This window comes from Aquitalea sp. USM4 (genome assembly GCF_004328945.1).
Classification (GTDB): Bacteria; Pseudomonadota; Gammaproteobacteria; order Burkholderiales; family Chromobacteriaceae; genus Aquitalea; species Aquitalea pelogenes.
The window spans coordinates 547,496-566,906 of sequence record NZ_CP029539.1 but is presented as its reverse complement, the minus strand read 5'-3'; the positions used below and the strand labels follow the sequence as shown (position 1 = coordinate 566,906).

Here is a 19,411-nt window from a genome sequence, read left to right as displayed (position 1 = left end):
GTGGCGCAGTACCCGCTTTGCCGGCGGCGCTCAGACTGCGCATTTTGATGGTGAGGCGAGCGATCATGCAGCTAGACCTTTCTGTTTCCTGGCTTGGTCTGACCATGACCAACCCTCTGTACAATGCTTCCGGTGTAATGTGCCGCTCGGTGGAAGAACTGGAGCAAGTCCGTCATTCGGCTGCCGGTGCTGTGATTACCAAGAGCTGTACCTTGCAGCCTAGAGACGGCAATCCGGAACCGCGCTACTGCGCAACGCCGCTGGGCAGTATCAACTCGATGGGCTTGCCCAATGCCGGGTTTGACTACTATCTGGACTATGCGCGTGGCTACCCGCATCAAGCGGGAAAACCCCTGTTCCTGTCCTTGTCTGGCATGAGCCTGCAAGACAATCTGCAGATGCTGGCCAGCCTGGCCGAGCAGGGCCTCCCCTGTATCCCGGAAGTCAATCTGTCCTGTCCCAACCTTCCTGGCAAGCCACAGCTGGGCTACGATCCGGCGGCCTGTCTGGCAAGCTTGCAGGCCATGAGCGATGTCTATCCCGGTGTGTTCGGAGTCAAATTGCCGCCCTATTTCGACCTGGTGCATTTTGACCAGATGGCTACGGTACTCAATACCTTTCCGCGTTTGCGCTTTGTCACCTGCATCAATTCGATTGGTAATGGACTAGTGATTGACCCGGAGCATGAGTGCGTGGTGATCAAGCCCAAGGATGGGCTGGGCGGGCTGGGCGGGGCTTATGTATTACCCACGGCACTGGCCAATGTGCGCGAGTTTGTCCGGCGCTTGCCGGACAAACATGTGGTGGGCTGCGGTGGCATCAGTAGTGGCCGGGAGGCGTTCATGCATATCCTGGCCGGCGCGACTGCGGTGCAGATTGGTACCTGTCTTTATGAGGAGGGGGAAGGTGCTTTTACCCGCATTCTGCAGGAGCTGGCCATGCTGATGGAAGCTAAGGGCTATCAGAGCCTGGCTGACTTTCGCGGCAAGCTGAAAACCCTGTGACAGCCGGTTTACAGTACAGGCCCCATGGTCAGGGGCCAGCTGCCTGCTCAGTCAAATTGCCAGCACGCCATGGACAGTGAGCCCATGCGCCAGTCGTCGTGCAGTTTTACCGGCGCAGTATTGTCCGAGGCAGCACCCATCATTACCAGCAGCGGATTGAAGTGTTCGTCGGTAGGGTGGTTTTCCCTTGCCAGCGGTGCCTTCTGTTTCCAGTTGAGAATGTCCTGCTGACGGTTTTCCAGCAATGCCTGGTCCATCCATTGGGCAAAAGCTTCGGCCCAGGCTGGCGGCGTACTGCCATCGCGGCTCAGTTGCCACAGATTGTGGGTATAGCTGCCAGAACCGATGACAAGTACATTGTCATCGCGCAGGCCCCGTAGCGCACGCCCCATCTGGAAATAGGTCTCCCCGCTTGCGTTATGTGGCAGGGATACCATCACCAGCGGGATATCTGCTGCCGGGTACATCAGCATCAGCGGTGTCCACATGCCATGGTCCAGTGCGCGCTGGTCGGTAGTGCCCACTTTGAGACCGGCGTTGCGTAGACGGTCTACCACATCTGCGGCCAAGCCGAGGTCGGTACTTGCCGGATAGCGCAATGTATACAGTGCCGCAGGGAAGCCACCGAAGTCATACATGGTCTCAGGCTTGGCGGCCAGGTTGACGGTGGGAATATGAGTTTCCCAGTGCGCGGAAACCACCACAATCGCTCGGGGACGCGGGAGCGTTTCACCCAACCGGGTCAGAAAGTGACGCGTCGGGCTGTCTTCCAGCGGCAGGGTAGGGGCGCCATGTGAAATGAACAGTGCTGCTTGTCGGGTGCTCATGAATGTCATGCCTGTGCTAATTGCCATGTGAACAGCTTAAAGCGATTGCCATGTTAAAAAAATGGCTATTTCTTCATTATATTATTTCCTAATAGGAAATAGTAATGCTGCTTAGGCTGGCAAGAGAGCTTTACGGCTAACCCGTCTGCTGCTGGTTGAATGACGTGCTGACTCCTGCGGGTCCTTGTACTACAGACTCAATCATCCAGCCCCAGCCACTGCAAACAATCAGTAATCCGGCAATTACGCGAATCTGGTGCCATCTGGCGGCAGGTTTGCGGTAGTTGTGTTTGTCTTGGGGCATGACACTCTCCTGTTGTAGTTGGTATTTGTATTTTAATGATAATTATTCGCAAGTAAAATTTATAATATCTAAACTTCAATTGCTATTTTAAATTGCAACCTGTGCTGAATAGGCTGCTGCCGCTCTCGCCAGAGTGAGAGCAGGCATGGCCTTGCAGGCGAAAGTGCGCAGCAGCAAATGAAAAAGCGGTACCGCCGCTGAAGGCGATACCGCTAGGGGCAAACAGGCAAGTCCTGCCTGTCGGGAGGCTGATTAGTTCAGATCAAAGCGATCCGCGTTCATTACCTTGGTCCAGGCGGCAGCAAAGTCCTTGATGAATTTTTCCTGATTGTCATCCTGGGCGTACACCTCGGCATAGGCACGCAGGATCGAATTGGAGCCAAACACCAGATCAACCCGTGTTGCCGTCCATTTCAGCGCACCGCTGCGACGCTCGCGAATTTCGTACAGATTCTGCCCAGCCGGCTTCCAGGTGTAAGCCATGTCCGTCAGGTTGACAAAGAAGTCATTGGTCAGCTGGCCCGGTTTATCGGTGAATACGCCGTGCTTGCTGCCAGCATGGTTGGTATCCAGAACGCGCAGGCCACCAATCAGAACGGTCATTTCATTGGCAGTCAGACGCATCAGCTGAGCGCGGTCCAGCAGCAGTTCCTCGGCGCTGACGATGTAATCCTGCTTCTGCCAGTTACGGAAGCCATCTGCCAGCGGTTCCAGTACGGCAAACGATTCGGCATCGGTCTGCTCGGCAGTGGCATCGCCACGACCCGGTGCAAACGGCAGCGTCAGGGCATGGCCTGCCGCACGTGCGGCTTGCTCGATACCGACATTGCCACCCAGCACGATCACATCTGCAATGCTGATGGAAAACTCGCTGGCAATACCTTCCAGTACAGTCAGTACCTTGGCCAGGCGGGCTGGTTCATTGCCTTCCCAATCCTTTTGCGGAGCCAGACGGATGCGTGCACCATTGGCACCACCGCGCTTGTCCGAACCACGGAAGGTGCGGGCGCTATCCCAGGCGGTGCTGACCAGCTCGGCCACGCTCAGACCACTGGCGGCAATCCTGGCCTTGACTGCATCGACATCATAGTCGCGGCGGCCTGCCGGAACCGGGTCTTGCCAGATCAGCTCTTCCTGCGGCACGTCCGGGCCGATATAGCGGGTTTTCGGACCGATGTCGCGGTGGGTCAGCTTGAACCAGGCACGGGCGAATACCTCGGAGAAGTGGGCCGGATCCTTATGGAAACGTTCGAGGATCTCGCGATAAATCGGGTCTACTTTCATGGCCATGTCGGCATCGGTCATGATCGGCATGCAGCGGATGCTCGGGTCTTCCACGTCTACCGGCTTGTCTTCTTCCTTGATGTTGATCGGAATCCATTGCCAGGCACCGGCCGGGCTCTTGGTCAGCGTCCATTCATGACCCAGCAGCATGTCGAAGTAGCCGTTATCCCATTGGGTGGGGTGAGTGGTCCAGGCTCCTTCGATACCGCTGGTGACGGCATTGCGGCCAATGCCGCGGCTGTGATGGTTGATCCAGCCCAGTCCTTGTTCTTCCATCGGCGCTCCTTCGGGAGCCGGGCCCAGTTGCGCTGCGTTACCATTGCCATGAGTCTTGCCCACGGTATGACCGCCAGCGGTCAGTGCAACCGTTTCTTCATCATTCATTGCCATGCGGGCAAAGGTTTCGCGGATGTCGTATGCAGTTTTTTGCGGGTCTGGCTGGCCGTCTACCCCTTCCGGGTTGACGTAGATCAGGCCCATCATCACGGCTGCCAGCGGGTTTTCCAGCGTGCGGACGCCGGAGTAACGACTGCCTTCACTACCACTGGGTGCCAGCCACTGCTTTTCCGAACCCCAGTAGATGTCTTTTTCCGGATGCCAGATGTCTTCGCGGCCAAATGAAAAGCCGAAGGTCTTCAGGCCCATCGATTCATAAGCCATATTGCCAGCCAGAATCATCAGGTCTGCCCAACTGATCTTGTTGCCGTATTTTTTCTTGATCGGCCACAGCAGGCGGCGTGCCTTGTCCAGGTTGCCATTGTCAGGCCAGGAGTTCAGCGGGGCAAAACGCTGGTTGCCGGTACCTGCGCCACCACGACCATCGGCAATGCGATAGCTGCCGGCGGCGTGCCAGGCCATGCGGATCATCAGTCCGCCATAATGCCCCCAGTCGGCCGGCCACCATTCCTGGCTGTCGGTCATCAAGGCTTTCAGATCTTGCTTGAGCATTTCAACATCGAGCTTTTTGACTTCTTCACGGTAGTTGAAGTCGGCTCCCATCGGGTCGGTCTTGCTGTCGTGCTGGTGGAGGATGTCCAGATTGAGCGACTTGGGCCACCAGTCAGTGTTGGACATGCTGGACTGTGTCATGCCACCGTGCATGACCGGACATTTACCTGCGGAACCTGTTGTATGTGCCATCACTTGCTCCTGTTCTCTAACGCTGTGAGTATTGCGAGTTTTGCTCGCTCGCCTGAGTCGATCTACTTGCTCCCCAGTGCAGGCATCACGCCATGTGCTCGTCTGCCTTGGGAATGGTCTGGAAGTTGTTTTCCAGTGTAGTTACTGCAAACCTGAAAAAGCAGCCAAAATGTCGAGCAACACTTCCTGCCATGTTTGTTGGTTTTGCATGAGGCACTCCCTGTGTACTGGATTGCTTGATGTATTTGTACTGCATCGCCTGTTCTTTATGACTGGGATGCTTCTTAAAAAGTAATAGGAATATTCTTAGCTAAACGCATCCACAAAATGGCTGGTACAAACTTTTGCTGACAACCGTGTTGCTCTTGGCATGGATGCAGTATCTGCGATGGCAATAGTTTTGTTAAATTGATTGTTGTAAATCGATTGTTAGTTTTGAGCTATCAAAAAAAAAGAGCCCGCAGGCTCTTGAGTGGATCGTGGTGAACTGGCGATTCAGTCCCAGGGCAGGTCGCTCGGGCTGGCTGCAGTTACCTGTGCAGCAACCGTACTGTTGGCTGCTGCGCTTGCCCCGGTTAGTGGTGTCAATGTGGCCTGGCTGTCATCCAGTCCACCCAGCGCTTCAATCAATGCCTCAACCAGCTCGCCCAGTTCTTCGCTCATCAAGGTAAAGGTTGCTTCAAACAGGCTTTCCCTGTCGTCGCCGGCTTGACTGGCTTCTTCCTGCAGAACGTCCAGGAACTGTATCCGCTTCAATTGCAGGGTGTCGGTCAGCATGAAACGCACTTTTTCCTGCCAGATCAGGCCAATGCGCGTGACTTGCTTGCCGGTTGCAATATGCTGACGAATTTCATCGGATGTCAGATCCATCCTGGTACAGCGGATGACGGCACCATTTTCACTGCCATCTTTCAGTTCGCAATCAGCATCCAGCTCGAAACCATACGGAGCCTCACCGGCAGCCAGCCAATCTGTCATGGCCGTGTGCGGTGCCAGCTTGGTGCGTGGCAGGGCGGCAGGGAAGGGAGGTAGGGCCTCACGCAGTTTGGAAACCAGTGCTTCAGCCTTGCTGGCAGTACCTGAATCCACCATCAGCCAGCCACGGCGGCAGTCCAGATAAGCAGTGGTACGGTGTGTGCGTACGAAAGCACGTGGCAGCAGGTCATCGGTTACTTGTTCTTTGAGCGCCAGCTTTTCTTTGCGCCCAACCTTGCGCAACTCCTTGTCTTCAATTTCCTGGACTTTCAGTTCGACAAAGTCGCGGATGACGCCTGCCGGCAGTACTTTGTCTTCGCGCTTCAGTGACAGTAACTGACAGTCGCGTGCCTGGTAGACCGGGCTGTCCAGATGTGAGGCCGCGGCGACCCAGCCCTCGCTGAACCAGTCCAGACCACCGCAATGCTGGAATGGGGTCTTTTCCAGTGCTTGCACCAGTTTGCCGGTTTCGTGCAGGGATTCCTGATTCAATCGATAAAAAGATAGTTGCTTAAACCACATAAATGTTCCATAATGCGCGTCCTCTGATGTCGCTGATTGTAACCCGGAAACAGGTCAAAAAGCAGACATTAAGAGAGCAGAAAAATGGAAGCGGAGTGTAGCTTAGCCTGGTAGAGCGCTACGTTCGGGACGTAGAGGCCGGAGGTTCGAATCCTCTCACTCCGACCAAATTTCTGAAAAAAATGTTGCAAAAAGACTGTAAAACAGTTAAATTGCTTCTCTCGCAGAAATAAATGCGGGACACATATCGGAGTGTAGCTTAGCCTGGTAGAGCGCTACGTTCGGGACGTAGAGGCCGGAGGTTCGAATCCTCTCACTCCGACCAGATTCGAAAAAGCCTTGAATTTCTTAACAGAGACTCAAGGCTTTTTTACCAAGTTGGTAAGCCGGTATAGCTCAGTTGGTAGAGCAGCGCATTCGTAATGCGAAGGTCGGGGGTTCGACTCCTCTTACCGGCACCATTCACATCAAGGCCTTACAGTAGAAATACTGTGAGGCCTTTTTGTTTTGATCTGACCGGAAATGAAGCCGCCAGGGCAAGGCTGTGGGGAGTGGATATTCAGTTTGACTGGTTCTTGCCGGAGGCCGATTGTTTCCATCCTTCCGGGAGTGGGGCGAGGGGTGGGAAATGTAAAGAGCCACCGCTCTCTTGCGAGGTGGGTGGCTCCAGTTTGTCATTTTTTGTGCGTTGGCTTGCAGCTGTATTCCAGCCTGGCCAATGCGATTGGGTCGCTGATTGTACGGCGTACCCGGCTTAGCCGATATCCAGTCGGCGAATCACTGTTTCCAGAATCTGCGCTTTGTCGGCCCATTGCGGGTGCAACAGCTTTTCCGCCCGCTCAATGGCCTGGCAGGCCGGGCAGTCGACCTGACGATCGTCAGATCCGTTTTCCGGGCAGTTGGCACGACGGATATGCGGGGTTTCGCCGGTGGCAACACGCAGCAGGCCTTCCATGGCTGCCTTGATTGCTTTATCCATTTGGTTATCTCCTGTTGGGGGATGTCTTGCAGTGATGGAATGACAGCAAGCAGAACCTGATACCCGGTGAGGCATCGTTGGTCGGCGCGCAAGATATGCGCAGGACGCCATGTGCAGCATGGCCGGTTCCGTTGCTGCGGATGTCTGGATAATAGTTCATGGTTCCGGACATTCATTTTGCCTAGGTCAATAAAGCTTCACTTTCCGCGATACCGGTATGAAAAAAGCCCGCACATGGCGGGCTTTCTGGCTGCATCGACAGGGTATCAGGCGATATCTGCTGCCGAAGTGCTGGTTTGGTCCTTTACTTCCTTGTTGCCGTGTTCTGATGCCAGTGCCATATACATGGCAGGCACCACGAACAAGGTGAACAAGGTGCCGATGGACAGACCGGTGAAAATCACCAGCCCCATTGCATGGCGACCAGCGGCACCGGCACCAGAGGCAATCACCAGCGGGATGACGCCAAAAACCATGGCGGCGGTGGTCATCAGGATGGGGCGCAGCCGGATTTCTGCCGCACCGACGATGGCGTCCAGCTTGCTGGCACCCTTGCTGCGCAGGTCGTTGGCGACTTCCACGATCAGGATGCCGTGCTTGCTGATCAGGCCCATCAGTGTTACCAGGCCCACCTCGGTATAGATGTTGATGGAGGAGAAGCCCAGGAAGATGAAGATCATCGCACCAAACAGGGCCAGCGGTACCGAGACCAGAATCACCACGGGGTCGCGGAAGCTTTCAAACAGCGCGGCCAGGGTGAGGAACACGATGATGACGGCAAACAGCATGGTGAGGGCAAAGCCACCGGATTCCTGGCTGAACTGGCGCGAAGGGCCTGCGTAATCCACGGTATAACCGCTGGGTGCAATTTCCTTCAGCGTGTCTTCCAGGTATTTGAGCACTTCGCCTTGTGCCTGGCCGGATACACCGGACAGGGTGGCCGAATTCTGTTGCTGGAAGCGGGTAATCGATTCCGGCACCACTTCGGTCTTCAGTTTGGCGATGGTGGACAGGGCAATCACACCGGAATTGGGTGTGCGTACCTGGTAGTCCAGCAGCTGCGCCGGGTTTTGTCTGTCCTTTTGCAGCAATTGCGGGATGACCTTGTAGGAGCGGCCGTCAATGGAGAAGTAATTGACATAACCGCCGCCCATGGCTGCGCTCATGGCATTGGCGACATCTTGCTGGGTCATGCCCATGGCGGTGGCTTTGTCCCGGTCTATCACAACGGTGCTTTGCGGTGCGTCGATTTTCAGGTCCACGTCGGCAAAGTAAAACTTGCCGGAGCTGCGTGCCTTGTCCAGCAGTTGCTGTGCCACTTCATTCAGGTTTTCAAACGGCTCGGTGGTCTTGATGACAAACTGGACCGGCAAGCCGGATGAGCCCGGCAGTGGTGGGAACTGGAAGGCCGCTACCCGTGCACCGGCAATCTTGTTCCAGCGGTTTTGCAGATCCTGCTGGATTTCCTTGGCACTGCGCGTCCGGTCTTCCCACGGCTTGAGCAGAATGCCGCCAATACCGGCATTGACAGTCGGCGTGCCGGTAATCTGGAACATCTGCTCGTATTCCGGGGTGGCCTTGCTGATGGCGAACATTTGCTGGGCGTAGGTCAGCATCTGGTCAGCCGTCGCCGTAGGTGAGCCGACAATCTGGCCCAGTACGATGCCCTGGTCTTCTTCCGGTGCCAGTTCGGACTGCGACATCTTGGTCATCAGACCCAGCAGCGCCAGCATGATGACGGCCATCACCACCAGTACCTGCCAGGTTTCCAGCAGGCTGTGCAGCAGACGACGATAGCCGTTCTGCACCTTCTCGAAGGTATGGTCGATGGCTTTGACCAGGCGGCCTTCATCCTGCTCGGGGCGGAAGAAGCGCGAGCACATCATGGGTGACAGGGTGAGAGCCACCACGCCGGACACCGTAACGGCGGAGGCCAGGGTAAAGGCGAACTCGGTAAACAGCGCACCGGTCAGGCCACCCTGGAAGCCGATGGGCACATACACGGCCACCAGCACCACGGTCATGGCCAGAATCGGGCTGCCCAGTTCGCGTGCCGCGATGATGGACGCTTCAAACGGCGACTTGCCTTCCTTCATGTGGCGGTCGACGTTTTCCACCACGATGATGGCGTCGTCCACCACCAGGCCAATAGCCAGCACCAGTGCCAGCAGGGTAAGCAGGTTGATGGAGTAGCCCAGCACCAGCATCATGAAGAAGGTGCCGATCAGCGACAGCGGCATGGCAATCACCGGCACCAGCACGGCACGGAAGCTGCCGAGGAACAGGAAGATCACCACGGTCACGATGACCAGGGCTTCGAGCAGGGTCTTCACCACTTCATGAATGGAGGTGTTGATGAAGTCGGTGGAGTCATACACGATTTGCCCGGTAAGGCCGGAGGGCAGTTGCTTCTGGATGGCCGGGAAGGCTTCACGTACCGTCTTGGCAACATCCAGGATGTTGGCTTCCGGTGCCACCTTGATACCGATGAACACCGAGCGTTCGCCACTGAAAGCCACGTTGAAGTCGTAGTTTTCCGAGCCCAGGGTAACGGTGGCAATGTCCTCCAGCCGCACAATGGCATCACCATTCTGCTTGATGGCCAGCTTCTTGAACTCTTCCACGCTGTGCAGATCAGTCGCCGCAGTCAGCGGAATGCTGACCATCTGCCCCTTGCTCTTGCCTACGGCAGCCAGCACGTTGTTACTGGCCAGCGCATTGCTCACGTCGGTGGCAGTCACGCCGTGGGCAGCCATCTTGTTGGCATCCAGCCAGGCCCGCAGGGCGAACTGGCGCGCACCCAGCAACTCGGCTGTCTGCACCCCCGGAATGGCGTCCAGCTTGGGCTTGACCACCCGGTTCAGAAAGTCCGTTACCGAGTTGTTGGCCAGCGTCTTGCTGTAAAAGCCAAGATACATGGCGTCCGTGGTCTGGCCTGTCTGTACGGTGAGAACCGGCTGCTGTGCCTGAGAGGGCAGCTGGTTTTTCACCGAATTGACCTGGGTGTTGATTTCGGTCAGCGCCCGGTTGGCATCGTAGTTCAGCCGCAGGTTGGCGGTGATGGTGGACACCCCGCTATTGCTGGTGGAGGACATGTAGTCAATGCCCTGTGCCTGGGCAATGGCCCCTTCCAGCGGCTGGGTGATGAAGCCGGCAATGGTTTTGGCATCCGCACCATAATAGGTGGTGGAAATGGTGACCACGGCATTCTGGGTTTGCGGGTACTGGTTGACTGGCAGGCCAAACAGCGAGCGCAAGCCCAGCACCACCAGCAGCAAGCTGATGGTGGTGGCCAGCACCGGTCTCCGGATGAAGATATCGGTAAAGTTCATGGCGCGCCCTTACTGTTCCTGCGGAGTCGGGTTGGGGTTGTTGGCCGGCTGTACGCTGTTGTTGATGGCCACGGCAATACCGTTTTTCAGCTTGACCTGGCCGGAAGTGACAACCTGATCCCCTTCCTTCACGCCGCTGAGAATGGCCACCTGGTCGCCACGGGTCGGCCCGGTCTGCACGAATACCTGTTTGGCCACCAGATTGCCTGCCGCTGCAGATGCATCCTTGCCGGCCGGCACCACCACGAATACGGTGGAGCCGTAGGCGTTATAGGTAATCGCTGTCTGTGGCAGGGTGAGGTAGGTCTGTTGCTTGCCGGTGTCCAGGCTGGCATTGGCAAACATGCCGGGTAGCAGCTTGCGGCCCGGGTTGGCAATCAAGGCCTGCACCTGCACGTTGCGGGTGTTGGGATCGACCTTGGGGTTGATGGCGTTTACGCTGCCGACAAACTGCTTGTCAGCGGTGCCGTCGGTCTGAACCACCACTTTCTGGCCAGTGTGAACGGCAGAAAGCTGGTTTTGCGGCAGGTTGAAGTCGATATGGATAGGGTCGATCTGTTGCAGGGTGACAATCTTGTCACCGGCATTCAGGTACTGGCCCGGATTGACGCTGGTGATGCCCACCCGTCCGGCAAACGGAGCGCGGATGGTTTTCTTGGCCACCACGGCAGCCTGTTGCGCCACTTGTGCCTTCTTGCTTTTCAGGTCGGCGGCATCGTTGTCCACCTGAGACTGGGCAACACCCTGCACCGCCAGTTGCGCCTGGTCCCGCTTCAGCGTGATGGCGGCCAGTTCGGCTGCCGCTTCCAGTGCATGCAACTGGGCCACGTCAGCATCGGCGTTCAGCTGTACCAGCACATCACCGGCCTTCACGTCCTGCCCTGACTGGAAATGGACGCTGCGCACCTGGCCGGCCACTTCGCTGCTGATATCCACGCCATGTTCGGCGCTGAGCGTGCCGACGGATTTGAGTTGCGGTTGCCATTGGCTGGTGTGCGCGATGATGGTGCTGACAACCTGCGGCGTCGGCTTGGGTGCGGCAGCCATCAGGCTGCGGATATGCATGAAGAAGCCCAGCCCCAGCACCACTACCAGCAGCACTATGCCTCCCAGCATGATGAACATTCGCTTGGTCATATTGCTTTCCTTTTATCTCTCTAGATTGCGTGTTGTTTGTGTGCCGGGCTCAGGGACGGGCCTGGGCGGACTGCTCTGCATTGCCATCGTTGCCATTGCGGTTCCACCAGCCACCGCCAAGTGCCAGGAATAGCGCGGCGGAATCGGCATGCCGGCTGGCGCTGGCGCTGATCAGGCTGATGCGGGCCTGCTGCCAGGTGCGCTGGGCATCCAGCAGTGCCAGCTGGCTGACTGCACCCAGCCGGAAGCGCTTTTCCGTCAGTTGCAGGGTTTCGCGTGCACGGGCTTCGGCTTCGGTCTGGGCTTGCAGGGTGCTGGCATCGGCGCTGACGGCCCGCAGGCTGTCGGCCACGTTCTGGAAGCCCTTGAGCACGGTATCCCGGTACTGGGCCTGCGCCTGTTCGAATGCGGCATCCGCAGCACGTTTCTTGGCGCGCAAGGAACCACCATCAAACAGGGACTGGGTGACACCGGCACCAATGCTCCACAGGCTAAGCCCGGTGGTGGCCGGGCCAACAAACAAGCGCTCGCGGGTGAAGCTGCCGGTCAGGTTGATTTGCGGATACTGGTTGGCCGTGGCCACACCAACTGCGGCGCCGGCCTGTTGCAGCAAGGCCTCGCTGGCACGGATGTCCGGACGCTGGCGTACCAGTTCGGATGGCAGGGAGACGGGTAATTCGGCGGGCAGTTGCAGGCTGTCCAGGGTGAATTCCGGCAGACCCTGTTCAGACGGGAATTTGCCGACATATACCGCCAGCTGGTGGCGGGTGAGGTCCAGTGCCTTTTCCAGCGGAGAGAGCTGCGCGCGGGTTTGTGCCACCAGTGTGGCTTGCGACAGCACGCTGCTGCGGGCCACGCCACCCAGTGCCGCCTGTTTTTCCACAATGCGCAGTTGTTGTTCGCTGGCGGCGAGCATCTCCTGCGTCGCTTGCAGCTGGGCGCGTTGCGAAGCTTCCTGAATGGCGGTGGTCACCACGTTGAAGATCAGGGTCTGGTAAGTGGCTTCCAGCTGGTAGCGCTGATAGTCGGTAGCCGCCATCAGGCCCAGCAATTGCTGGCGATTGGCACCGAACAGGTCCAGCGAATAAGACACGTTCAAACCGGCAGTCAGGACGTTGTAGGTGGATGGCGTGCTGCCTGATAACAGCTGGTGTTGCCGGCTGCCACCCAGCTGGCCGCTGACCGAGGGATATTGCAGCGAACCAGCTGCCGCATTGTAGTTTTCTTCCGCCTGCTTCAGCGCTGCGCGCGCAGCGCCCAGGCTGGGGTTGTTCTGCAGCGCTTCGCGCACCAGTTTGTCCAGTGCCGGGGAGCGGAACAGCTGCCACCACTCTGCAGGCAGCTGCTGGCCATAGGCCAGGTGCTGCGAAATGCCGCTGTTGCCGATGCCGGTGGGGCTGGCTGCCGTTTGCTGGTCAGCCAGTTTGCTGCCGTAGTTTTGCATCTGGCTGTCAACCATCTGCGGTGCCCGTGCGGGCGGCGTCAGCGTGCAGCCGCTCAGGCCAAGACCCAGCAACAGGGGCAGCAAGGCGCGTTGCGCGATCAGGGTCCGGCTATGTGCTTGTCGGCCGGGAGAGGGGGTGGGATGCATCATGATGCTCCTGTTACATTTCATGCCGGTCCCTTGCGAAGGGTGTTGGCATTGTCCTGCCTTATGGGCGAGTTGATTCCTAGGATTTTTCTGATCTTTGTGTCGGATGTGACGCAAGGACCAGCCGGTCAAAGGCCAGCAAAAAGCGATGCCGGGCTTCGGCATGATCTTCCGGGGTGCAACTGTTCAGGTTGCGTAGCGCGATGCCGGCAATGGTGCTGTGGAACAGCGCCAGCTCATCGGTACTGCAGGTGATGCCGTATTGCTGGAATGCTTCTTTCTTGTTGTTCAACATGCGGCGGTCAAAATCGCTGATCCACTGCTTCAGCCGCGGGTCGGTTTCTGCTGCCACGGTAACCGCCACCATCAGGCGGGCAATGCGGGTGTCACATACGTTGTTGCACATCCGCAGCCGGAAATCCTCCAGGCTGCCCAAGGCGGCAGGTTCGCTGCAGTCCTGAGCATTGATCACCAATTGACAGCCGTGTTCCACCACCACGGTTAATAAATCGTTGCGGGTGGGAAAGTAATAAGTCAGATGGCTTTGCCGCAGCCCGGCCTGTCGCGCAACCTTGCTTTGGCTGAATCCCATGATACCGTCATGAAGCAGGACTTCCAAGGCGGCTTCAATCAGCCGGGTGCGCGGGTCCTTGTCTGTATCGGCGGGGACGGACTTTCTGGATGCTTGGGATGCTGACATGGTATTTGGTTGAATTACCAAAACCAGTAGAAGCTAACAATGTTTAACCCTTAAATCCAGTACTAGCGGTCGAATTAACTGGCCTGGCGGTTAAATATGGATATTTGATGCAAATTTGATACATAACAAGAAGGATGCGCATGGGCTGTTGCCGCAATGTTTGCCGGTTTGGCACTACAGGGAGAATGGGGAAACTAAATATGCCAATTAAATCAAATTTTATGAATAAAAATTCAAATGGCATTATTGTTGTGCGAAAAATCAAGGGCTACCCTATATCAGCTTTGGTCAAACAAGTTTTGATTCAGGTCATGTTTTGCCTGATTAGTTCTCCGCAATCCGGTCGAAGCTGCTTAAGTAGCTGGCTTGGCTAGCTGACGTGAACGTAAGATAAAGTTGGCAGCCAGTAACAAGCCGACACTTCAGAACGGCACGACGCTCGATAAAACACCAGGCCGCAACAGGCCGGAAATTGCAAGGGAACAACAAGTGGAACAACGCATTCACCATGCCGGTCTGGCAGGGAAAATCATGTCGGCTGAGGAGGCCGCCACACACATCCAGCCGGGCATGACCGTGGGCATGAGCGGGTTTACCGGCTCGGGCTACCCCAAGGCAGTGCCGCTGGCGCTGGCTGGCCGTATTGAAGCAGCGCAGGGACGCGGCGAGAAGTTCGCCTTGCGTGTGCTCACCGGGGCCTCCACCGCGCCGGAGCTGGATGGCGCGCTGGCCAAGGCCGGTGGCATTGATTTTCGCCTGCCTTACCAATCAGACCCAGAGCTGCGCGCGCGCATCAACCGTGGCGAAATCGACTATATGGATGTGCATCTGGGCCAGGTGGCGCAATACACCTGGTTCGGCTTTCTGGGCAAGATCGACCTGGCGGTGGTGGAAGTGGCGGGCATCCTGCCGGATGGCCGGCTGATTCCGTCCACCTCCATCGGTAATAACAAGACCTGGCTGGACCTGGCCGACAAGGTGATTCTGGAAGTCAACAGCACTCAGCCGCTGGGGCTGGATGGCATGCATGACATCTATTACGGTACGGCACTGCCGCCCAACCGCCAGCCGATTCCGCTGACCCAGGCGGGCGACCGCATTGGTGAGCCGTATTTACGGGTGGACCCGGCCAAGGTGGTGGCGGTGGTGCAAACCCATGCGCCGGACCGCCTGGGCCGCTTTACCCCGCCGGACGAAACCAGCCAGCGCATTGCCGGGCATCTGGTGGAATTCCTCAAGCATGAAATCAGGATGGGCCGTTTGCCGGAGAACCTGCTGCCGCTGCAATCCGGCGTAGGCAATATCGCCAATGCGGTGCTGGGCGGCTTGCGTGATGGTGGCTTCAGCAATCTGACCGCCTTTACCGAGGTGATTCAGGACGGCATGCTGGATTTGATCCGCACCGACACCATCCGCATGGCCTCGGCCACCGCCTTGTCACTCAGCCCGGAAGGCGTGCAGGAGTTTGCCCGCAATATCGACCATTACCGTGAACGCATCGTGCTGCGGCCGCAGGAAATCTCCAACCATGCCGAACTGGTTCGCCGTCTGGGCTGTATCGGCATCAATGGCATGGTGGAGGCCGACCTGTACGGCAACGTCAACTCCACCCATGTGGCCGGCACCTCCATCATCAACGGCATTGGCGGTTCGGGTGACTTTGCCCGTAACGGCTTCCTGTCCTGCTTTGTCACCCCCAGCACCGCCAAAAACGGCGCGATTTCCTGCATCGTGCCCATGGTCAGCCATGTCGACCACACCGAGCACGACGTCTGCATCATCGTTACCGAGCAGGGTCTGGCCGATTTGCGCGGCCTGTCGCCCAAACAGCGTGCGCGCACGGTAATAGCCAATTGCGCTCACCCGGACTACCGCCCGCTGCTGCAGGATTACTTCGACCGCGCCTGCCGCGACAGCAAGGGCAAGCACACCCCGCATCTGCTGGGTGAGGCATTGTCCTGGCATGAGCGGCTGGTGGAGCAGGGCAGCATGCGGCCCTGAGTCCCGGCCTGTGCGGGCCAACTGATGGAAACAAAAAGCCCTTGCTGAGTAGCAAGGGCTCAGGCTGCTGATAAAGACATTTGATGCAATGCTACTGAACCCGGCAAAGCACTTGATTCCGCAGCCTTTCCATCTAGTCCCCATCCCCCCACCCTTTCCCTGAAAGGGAGCCTCGCTTTCCTTTCAGAAACCGAGAGGGGGTGTCAAAAATCTGAAAGCCCTTGCTCTGTAGCAAGGGCTTTTTGCAGGCAGCCACGCAGCTTATAGCTCCACCACCTCCTTGCTGCGCAGTGCCTGGGTGATGGCTAGGCCAATGCGGGTGGCCTCGGTAGCGTCGGCCAGGCTGAGCGCCAAGGGCTGATCGTGCAGCACGGCATCGACAAAGTGCTGGGCTTCGCTGACAAAGGCCTCGGCAAAGCGCTGGTAGAAGTCCTGCACACATTCATTGCGCACGCCACGGGCATCGCTGATGTCCACCCGGTTGGCGCGTGGGTTGGCACCAACAGTCAAGCGCCCGGCAGTGGCAAAGATTTCGGTCAGGGCTTCGTGGCCATGCGCCTGGGTGCGCGAGGCATAGAAGCAGGCCAGCTTGCCATCGGCAAATTCCAGCATGGCCACGCCATTGTCCACATCGCCGCAATCGGCCAGTGCCGGGTGCAAGGCATTGGTGCCGGTGGCCCAGACGCGTAGCGCTTGGGGCGAACCCAGCAGCCAGCGCGCCAGGTCGATATCGTGAATGCTGCAATCCATGAAAATGCCGCCGCTGCTGGGGGCAAACTTGACGAAAAAGCCGTTTTCGTCGTTCAGGTCGCAGGTTTGCGAGCGCAACAGATAGGGCTGGCCTACCAGCCCCTGTTGCAGTTTTTCCGCTGCGTCCTGATAGCTGGCATCAAAACGGCGCACAAAACCCACCATGGCCTTGAGCTGCGGATAAGCGGTAGCCACGGCCTCCACCTTCTGACAATCTTCCACATTCAAGGCCAGCGGCTTTTCGCAGAACACATGCTTGCCCGCATGTAGGCAGGCGATGATCTGCCCGGCATGCAGCGCGGTGGGGGTGACCAGGAAAACGGCCTCGACATCAGGCTCGGCCAGCATGGCCTCCAGCGTATGGTGGCGGTGGACGCCGGGCAGGTGTTCTGCCGCCCAGCCCAGTTCTTCATCCACTGGTGAGCAGGCTGCCACCAGCCGGGCACCACGAATGCGATCACGCAGATTGAGCGCATGACGGCGGCCAAGCCGGCCCAGGCCGACAATGCCGATATTGAGTTCAGACATGACTTCTCCCTGCCCACCGGCAAAATGGCGGTGGGCATGTGACAGAGGAAGGGAAGGCTTACAGGCTGATCAGGCGGTTTTCCTGCCAGGAGCGGGTGGCAGCATCGGCCAGCTCCAGTGCCTTGACGCCGTCTTCCACCGTGGTGCGCGGGGTGACGCCGTGCTGCACCACGTCAAAGAAATGTGCCATTTCCAGTGCGTAGGCAGCACGGTAGCGTTCCAGGAAAAAGTGTTCCGGCAGATCGGTGCTGACTTGCTGGCCACCATAGGCAGTCACTTCGGTAGGGCGGTGATTACCGGCCTGCAACATGCCCAGGCTGCCCAGCACTTCAAAGCGCTGGTCGTAACCATAGGCAGCGCGGCGGCTGGTGTTGATCTGGCACAGGCGACCGGAGCGGGTGCGGATGGTGACGGCGGTGGTGTCGGCGTCTCCTGCCTCGCCAATGGCCGGGTCGGTCAGCACGCTGGCCGTGGCCTGCACGCTGATGGCTTCGTCAGCCAGAATCCAGCGGCAGATGTCGAAGTCGTGAATCAGCATGTCCTTGAAAATGCCGCCGGAGCGTTTGATGTAGTCGACCGGCGGCGCACCCGGGTCGCGGCTGGTTACCACCAGCACTTCCGGCTGGCCGATTTCCCCGGCTTCAATGCGCGCTTTCACTGCGGCAAAAGTAGGGTCGTAGCGGCGCTGGAAGCCGATCAGGCAGGCCACGCCTGCTTCTTTCACCGCAGCGGCGCACTGGCGCGCGCGTTCCAGCGTCAGGTCCACCGGCTTTTCGCAGAAGATGGCCTTGCCATGCGCGGCAGCACGCAGGATGAGGTCGGCATGGGTATCGGTACTGGAGGCAATGACGACTGCGCCGACTTCCGGGTCGGCCAGTGCGCTGTCGATATCGCTCACGCGGGCACCATATTGCGCTGCCAGTTCCTGCGCCGAAGGCTGGTGGGTGTCGACGACATACTTCAGGTGTGCACCGGGCTGGGCGGCCAGGTTGGCGGCGTGGATCTTGCCGATACGGCCGGCACCGAACAGGGCTACTGCGGTCATTGCTGTCTCCTCATACGTGTTGTTGGCCAACCGTGCTGCGGGCTGGTCTGCTTGCTGATGAGTATATGTTGGAAAAAAAATTCTGAAAATAATTTTTTGGAAATATATTTTCCAACACATCAGATCTGGCCTGCCCCGCTTCCGCAGAAGCGCAGCATCAGATGCATCGCCGTATCAAGCCACGGCGTCTCTGCTTGTCGCAGATGGAGGCTCGGATGTCTCCAGCGCTCTGCCACGTGACTTTGCAGATAGTGCTGGCATGCGCGTGCGTATTCAGCTTGGCAAGCAGAAGTCAACCGGTACTGGCAGTTATTTTGATAGGGATAATCATTATTTGAATAAAAGTTAACTGTGATAAATTCCATTGGAATTTTAATTGGAATTACAAATGGAATTTTATTGCCCTTATTGCAAATTGCAGTTCATTGATGATTTCGAACTGCTAGAACCCAATTACTTGCACCGTATCGCTTGTGAACAATGCGGACATTTTTTTTGGATGATATTGGCCGAGTGTAGTTGTGGCGAGTTAGTAGTATCGACGATCAGGATGGAGAATGCTGATGGATCTGATAAATAGCTTGAATAATCAATTGTTCGATTTTTCTGAAGTTGTCGATGCGAATGATTTGATAAGAAAGATGCGAACCGACTTAAATGTTTTTTTCGTTGACGGTTTTGTCTTTAAGTTAGTGAGTAATTTTCACGGTGAAAATCCAGTTTTTGATTATTTATCTGGTGGTCAACATGCTGTGTGTGATGAGTACGAGCGTCGGCATTGGGATGGCATAGATCCATTTTTTTTACATGCGCAGCAAAGGATTGTGCCATTCGATAAAATAAATGAGGATGACTTGAATCTTGCTCAGCAAGATATGGTGCGTTATTTGAATGAAAGCGGCTATAAAAATTATTGTATTATCCCATTGCATAGTAAGTATGGAGTGGGTGTAAGGTTTGCAGTATTTTATCTATGGTCAAAGTTGCAAGGTAGTCATGCTAAGATTAATTTAAATAATCTGTCGGCCATATTGGTTTCTTATGGCTATTATATATTTGATTGTTTTGTTGAGTTGCGACGCAGCTACTTTATGAAATACTTTGAATTTTCAGATGTGGATTTGTTAATTGTTAAAATGGTTTGTAGTGGTTTGAGTGCGGAAGGGATGGCTGTGAAGCTAAATGTTGGTGAAAGAATGATTAAGAAAAGAATTGAGAGTATAACTAATATCTATGAGGCGAATGGGGAGTCAGACTTTTTTCGTGCATCAACTAGGTTTATGTTGGTGTAG

Annotated in this window: 13 protein-coding genes, 3 tRNA genes and 1 pseudogene; 6 read left to right on the top strand and 11 right to left on the bottom strand. The window is 56.8% G+C overall.

Annotation, left to right across the window (positions count from 1 at the left end; all coding sequences use genetic code 11):
* The first annotated feature begins 65 nt into the window (after positions 1-65).
* Positions 66-1,004: a dihydroorotate oxidase gene (locus tag DKK66_RS02535; RefSeq protein ID WP_131355280.1), complete on the top strand. Its 939-nt coding sequence runs from the start codon at positions 66-68 to the stop codon at positions 1,002-1,004.
* A 47-nt stretch (positions 1,005-1,051) separates the two neighbouring features.
* Here DKK66_RS02535 and DKK66_RS02530 read toward each other — a convergent pair whose 3' ends face one another.
* From DKK66_RS02530 to DKK66_RS02520, 3 genes and pseudogenes are all read right to left on the bottom strand, one after another.
* Positions 1,052-1,831 carry a class III extradiol ring-cleavage dioxygenase gene (locus DKK66_RS02530; protein ID WP_062786088.1) on the bottom strand — a complete coding sequence of 260 codons (780 nt, stop codon included), beginning with the start codon at positions 1,829-1,831 and terminating at the stop codon, positions 1,052-1,054.
* A gap of 556 nt (positions 1,832-2,387) precedes the next feature.
* Positions 2,388-4,559 carry a catalase/peroxidase HPI gene (gene katG, locus DKK66_RS02525; RefSeq protein WP_131355274.1) on the bottom strand — a complete coding sequence of 724 codons (2,172 nt, stop codon included), beginning with the start codon at positions 4,557-4,559 and terminating at the stop codon, positions 2,388-2,390.
* Between the two features lie 600 nt (positions 4,560-5,159).
* Positions 5,160-6,056, bottom strand: a pseudogene (locus DKK66_RS02520) (recombination-associated protein RdgC); the annotation flags it as partial.
* Positions 6,057-6,147: 91 nt separating this feature from the next.
* Here DKK66_RS02520 and DKK66_RS02515 point away from each other — a divergent pair.
* The 3 genes from DKK66_RS02515 (at position 6,148) to DKK66_RS02505 (ending at position 6,517) form a co-directional block, all read left to right on the top strand.
* Positions 6,148-6,224, top strand: a tRNA-Pro gene (locus DKK66_RS02515).
* Positions 6,225-6,304: 80 nt separating this feature from the next.
* A tRNA-Pro gene (locus tag DKK66_RS02510) sits at positions 6,305-6,381 on the top strand.
* Between the two features lie 60 nt (positions 6,382-6,441).
* Positions 6,442-6,517: transfer RNA gene (locus DKK66_RS02505), tRNA-Thr, on the top strand.
* A 293-nt stretch (positions 6,518-6,810) separates the two neighbouring features.
* On the opposite strand, the gene DKK66_RS02500 is transcribed toward DKK66_RS02505, so the two are convergent.
* The 5 genes from DKK66_RS02500 to DKK66_RS02480 all read right to left on the bottom strand — a co-directional run bounded on the left by DKK66_RS02500 (position 6,811) and on the right by DKK66_RS02480 (position 13,795).
* The gene (locus tag DKK66_RS02500) at positions 6,811-7,035 is read right to left on the bottom strand and encodes a hypothetical protein (protein WP_045846038.1); all 225 of its coding nucleotides are present in this window, start codon (positions 7,033-7,035) and stop codon (positions 6,811-6,813) included.
* A 266-nt stretch (positions 7,036-7,301) separates the two neighbouring features.
* Entirely contained in the window at positions 7,302-10,367 is a 3,066-nt protein-coding gene (locus tag DKK66_RS02495; protein WP_131355267.1) for an efflux RND transporter permease subunit, read from the bottom strand.
* 9 nt (positions 10,368-10,376) lie between these two features.
* Positions 10,377-11,504 carry an efflux RND transporter periplasmic adaptor subunit gene (locus DKK66_RS02490; protein ID WP_131355263.1) on the bottom strand — a complete coding sequence of 376 codons (1,128 nt, stop codon included), beginning with the start codon at positions 11,502-11,504 and terminating at the stop codon, positions 10,377-10,379.
* A 49-nt stretch (positions 11,505-11,553) separates the two neighbouring features.
* Positions 11,554-13,098, bottom strand: a complete 1,545-nt coding sequence (locus DKK66_RS02485; protein WP_131355261.1) for an efflux transporter outer membrane subunit — start codon at positions 13,096-13,098, stop codon at positions 11,554-11,556.
* A 76-nt stretch (positions 13,099-13,174) separates the two neighbouring features.
* Positions 13,175-13,795, bottom strand: coding sequence for a TetR/AcrR family transcriptional regulator (locus tag DKK66_RS02480; protein ID WP_045846034.1), 621 nt, complete (start codon positions 13,793-13,795; stop codon positions 13,175-13,177).
* Between the two features lie 531 nt (positions 13,796-14,326).
* On the opposite strand from DKK66_RS02480, the gene DKK66_RS02475 reads away from it, so the two are divergent.
* Positions 14,327-15,796: an acetyl-CoA hydrolase/transferase family protein gene (locus DKK66_RS02475; RefSeq protein ID WP_207389874.1), complete on the top strand. Its 1,470-nt coding sequence runs from the start codon at positions 14,327-14,329 to the stop codon at positions 15,794-15,796.
* 261 nt (positions 15,797-16,057) lie between these two features.
* Here the strand turns inward: DKK66_RS02475 and DKK66_RS02470 are convergent, their stop codons facing one another.
* From DKK66_RS02470 to DKK66_RS02460, 3 genes are all read right to left on the bottom strand, one after another.
* Entirely contained in the window at positions 16,058-17,074 is a 1,017-nt protein-coding gene (locus DKK66_RS02470) for a Gfo/Idh/MocA family oxidoreductase (RefSeq protein WP_131355255.1), read from the bottom strand.
* Positions 17,075-17,132: 58 nt separating this feature from the next.
* Positions 17,133-18,119, bottom strand: coding sequence for an inositol 2-dehydrogenase (gene iolG, locus DKK66_RS02465; protein WP_131355252.1), 987 nt, complete (start codon positions 18,117-18,119; stop codon positions 17,133-17,135).
* A 119-nt stretch (positions 18,120-18,238) separates the two neighbouring features.
* Positions 18,239-18,484 (bottom strand): hypothetical protein, encoded by a 246-nt coding sequence (locus DKK66_RS02460; protein WP_131355249.1) that lies wholly within the window; start codon positions 18,482-18,484, stop codon positions 18,239-18,241.
* A gap of 198 nt (positions 18,485-18,682) precedes the next feature.
* Between DKK66_RS02460 and DKK66_RS02455 the strand changes: the two genes are divergently transcribed.
* On the top strand, positions 18,683-19,411 hold the full coding sequence (locus DKK66_RS02455; protein ID WP_131355246.1) for a hypothetical protein: 729 nt from the start codon (positions 18,683-18,685) through the stop codon (positions 19,409-19,411).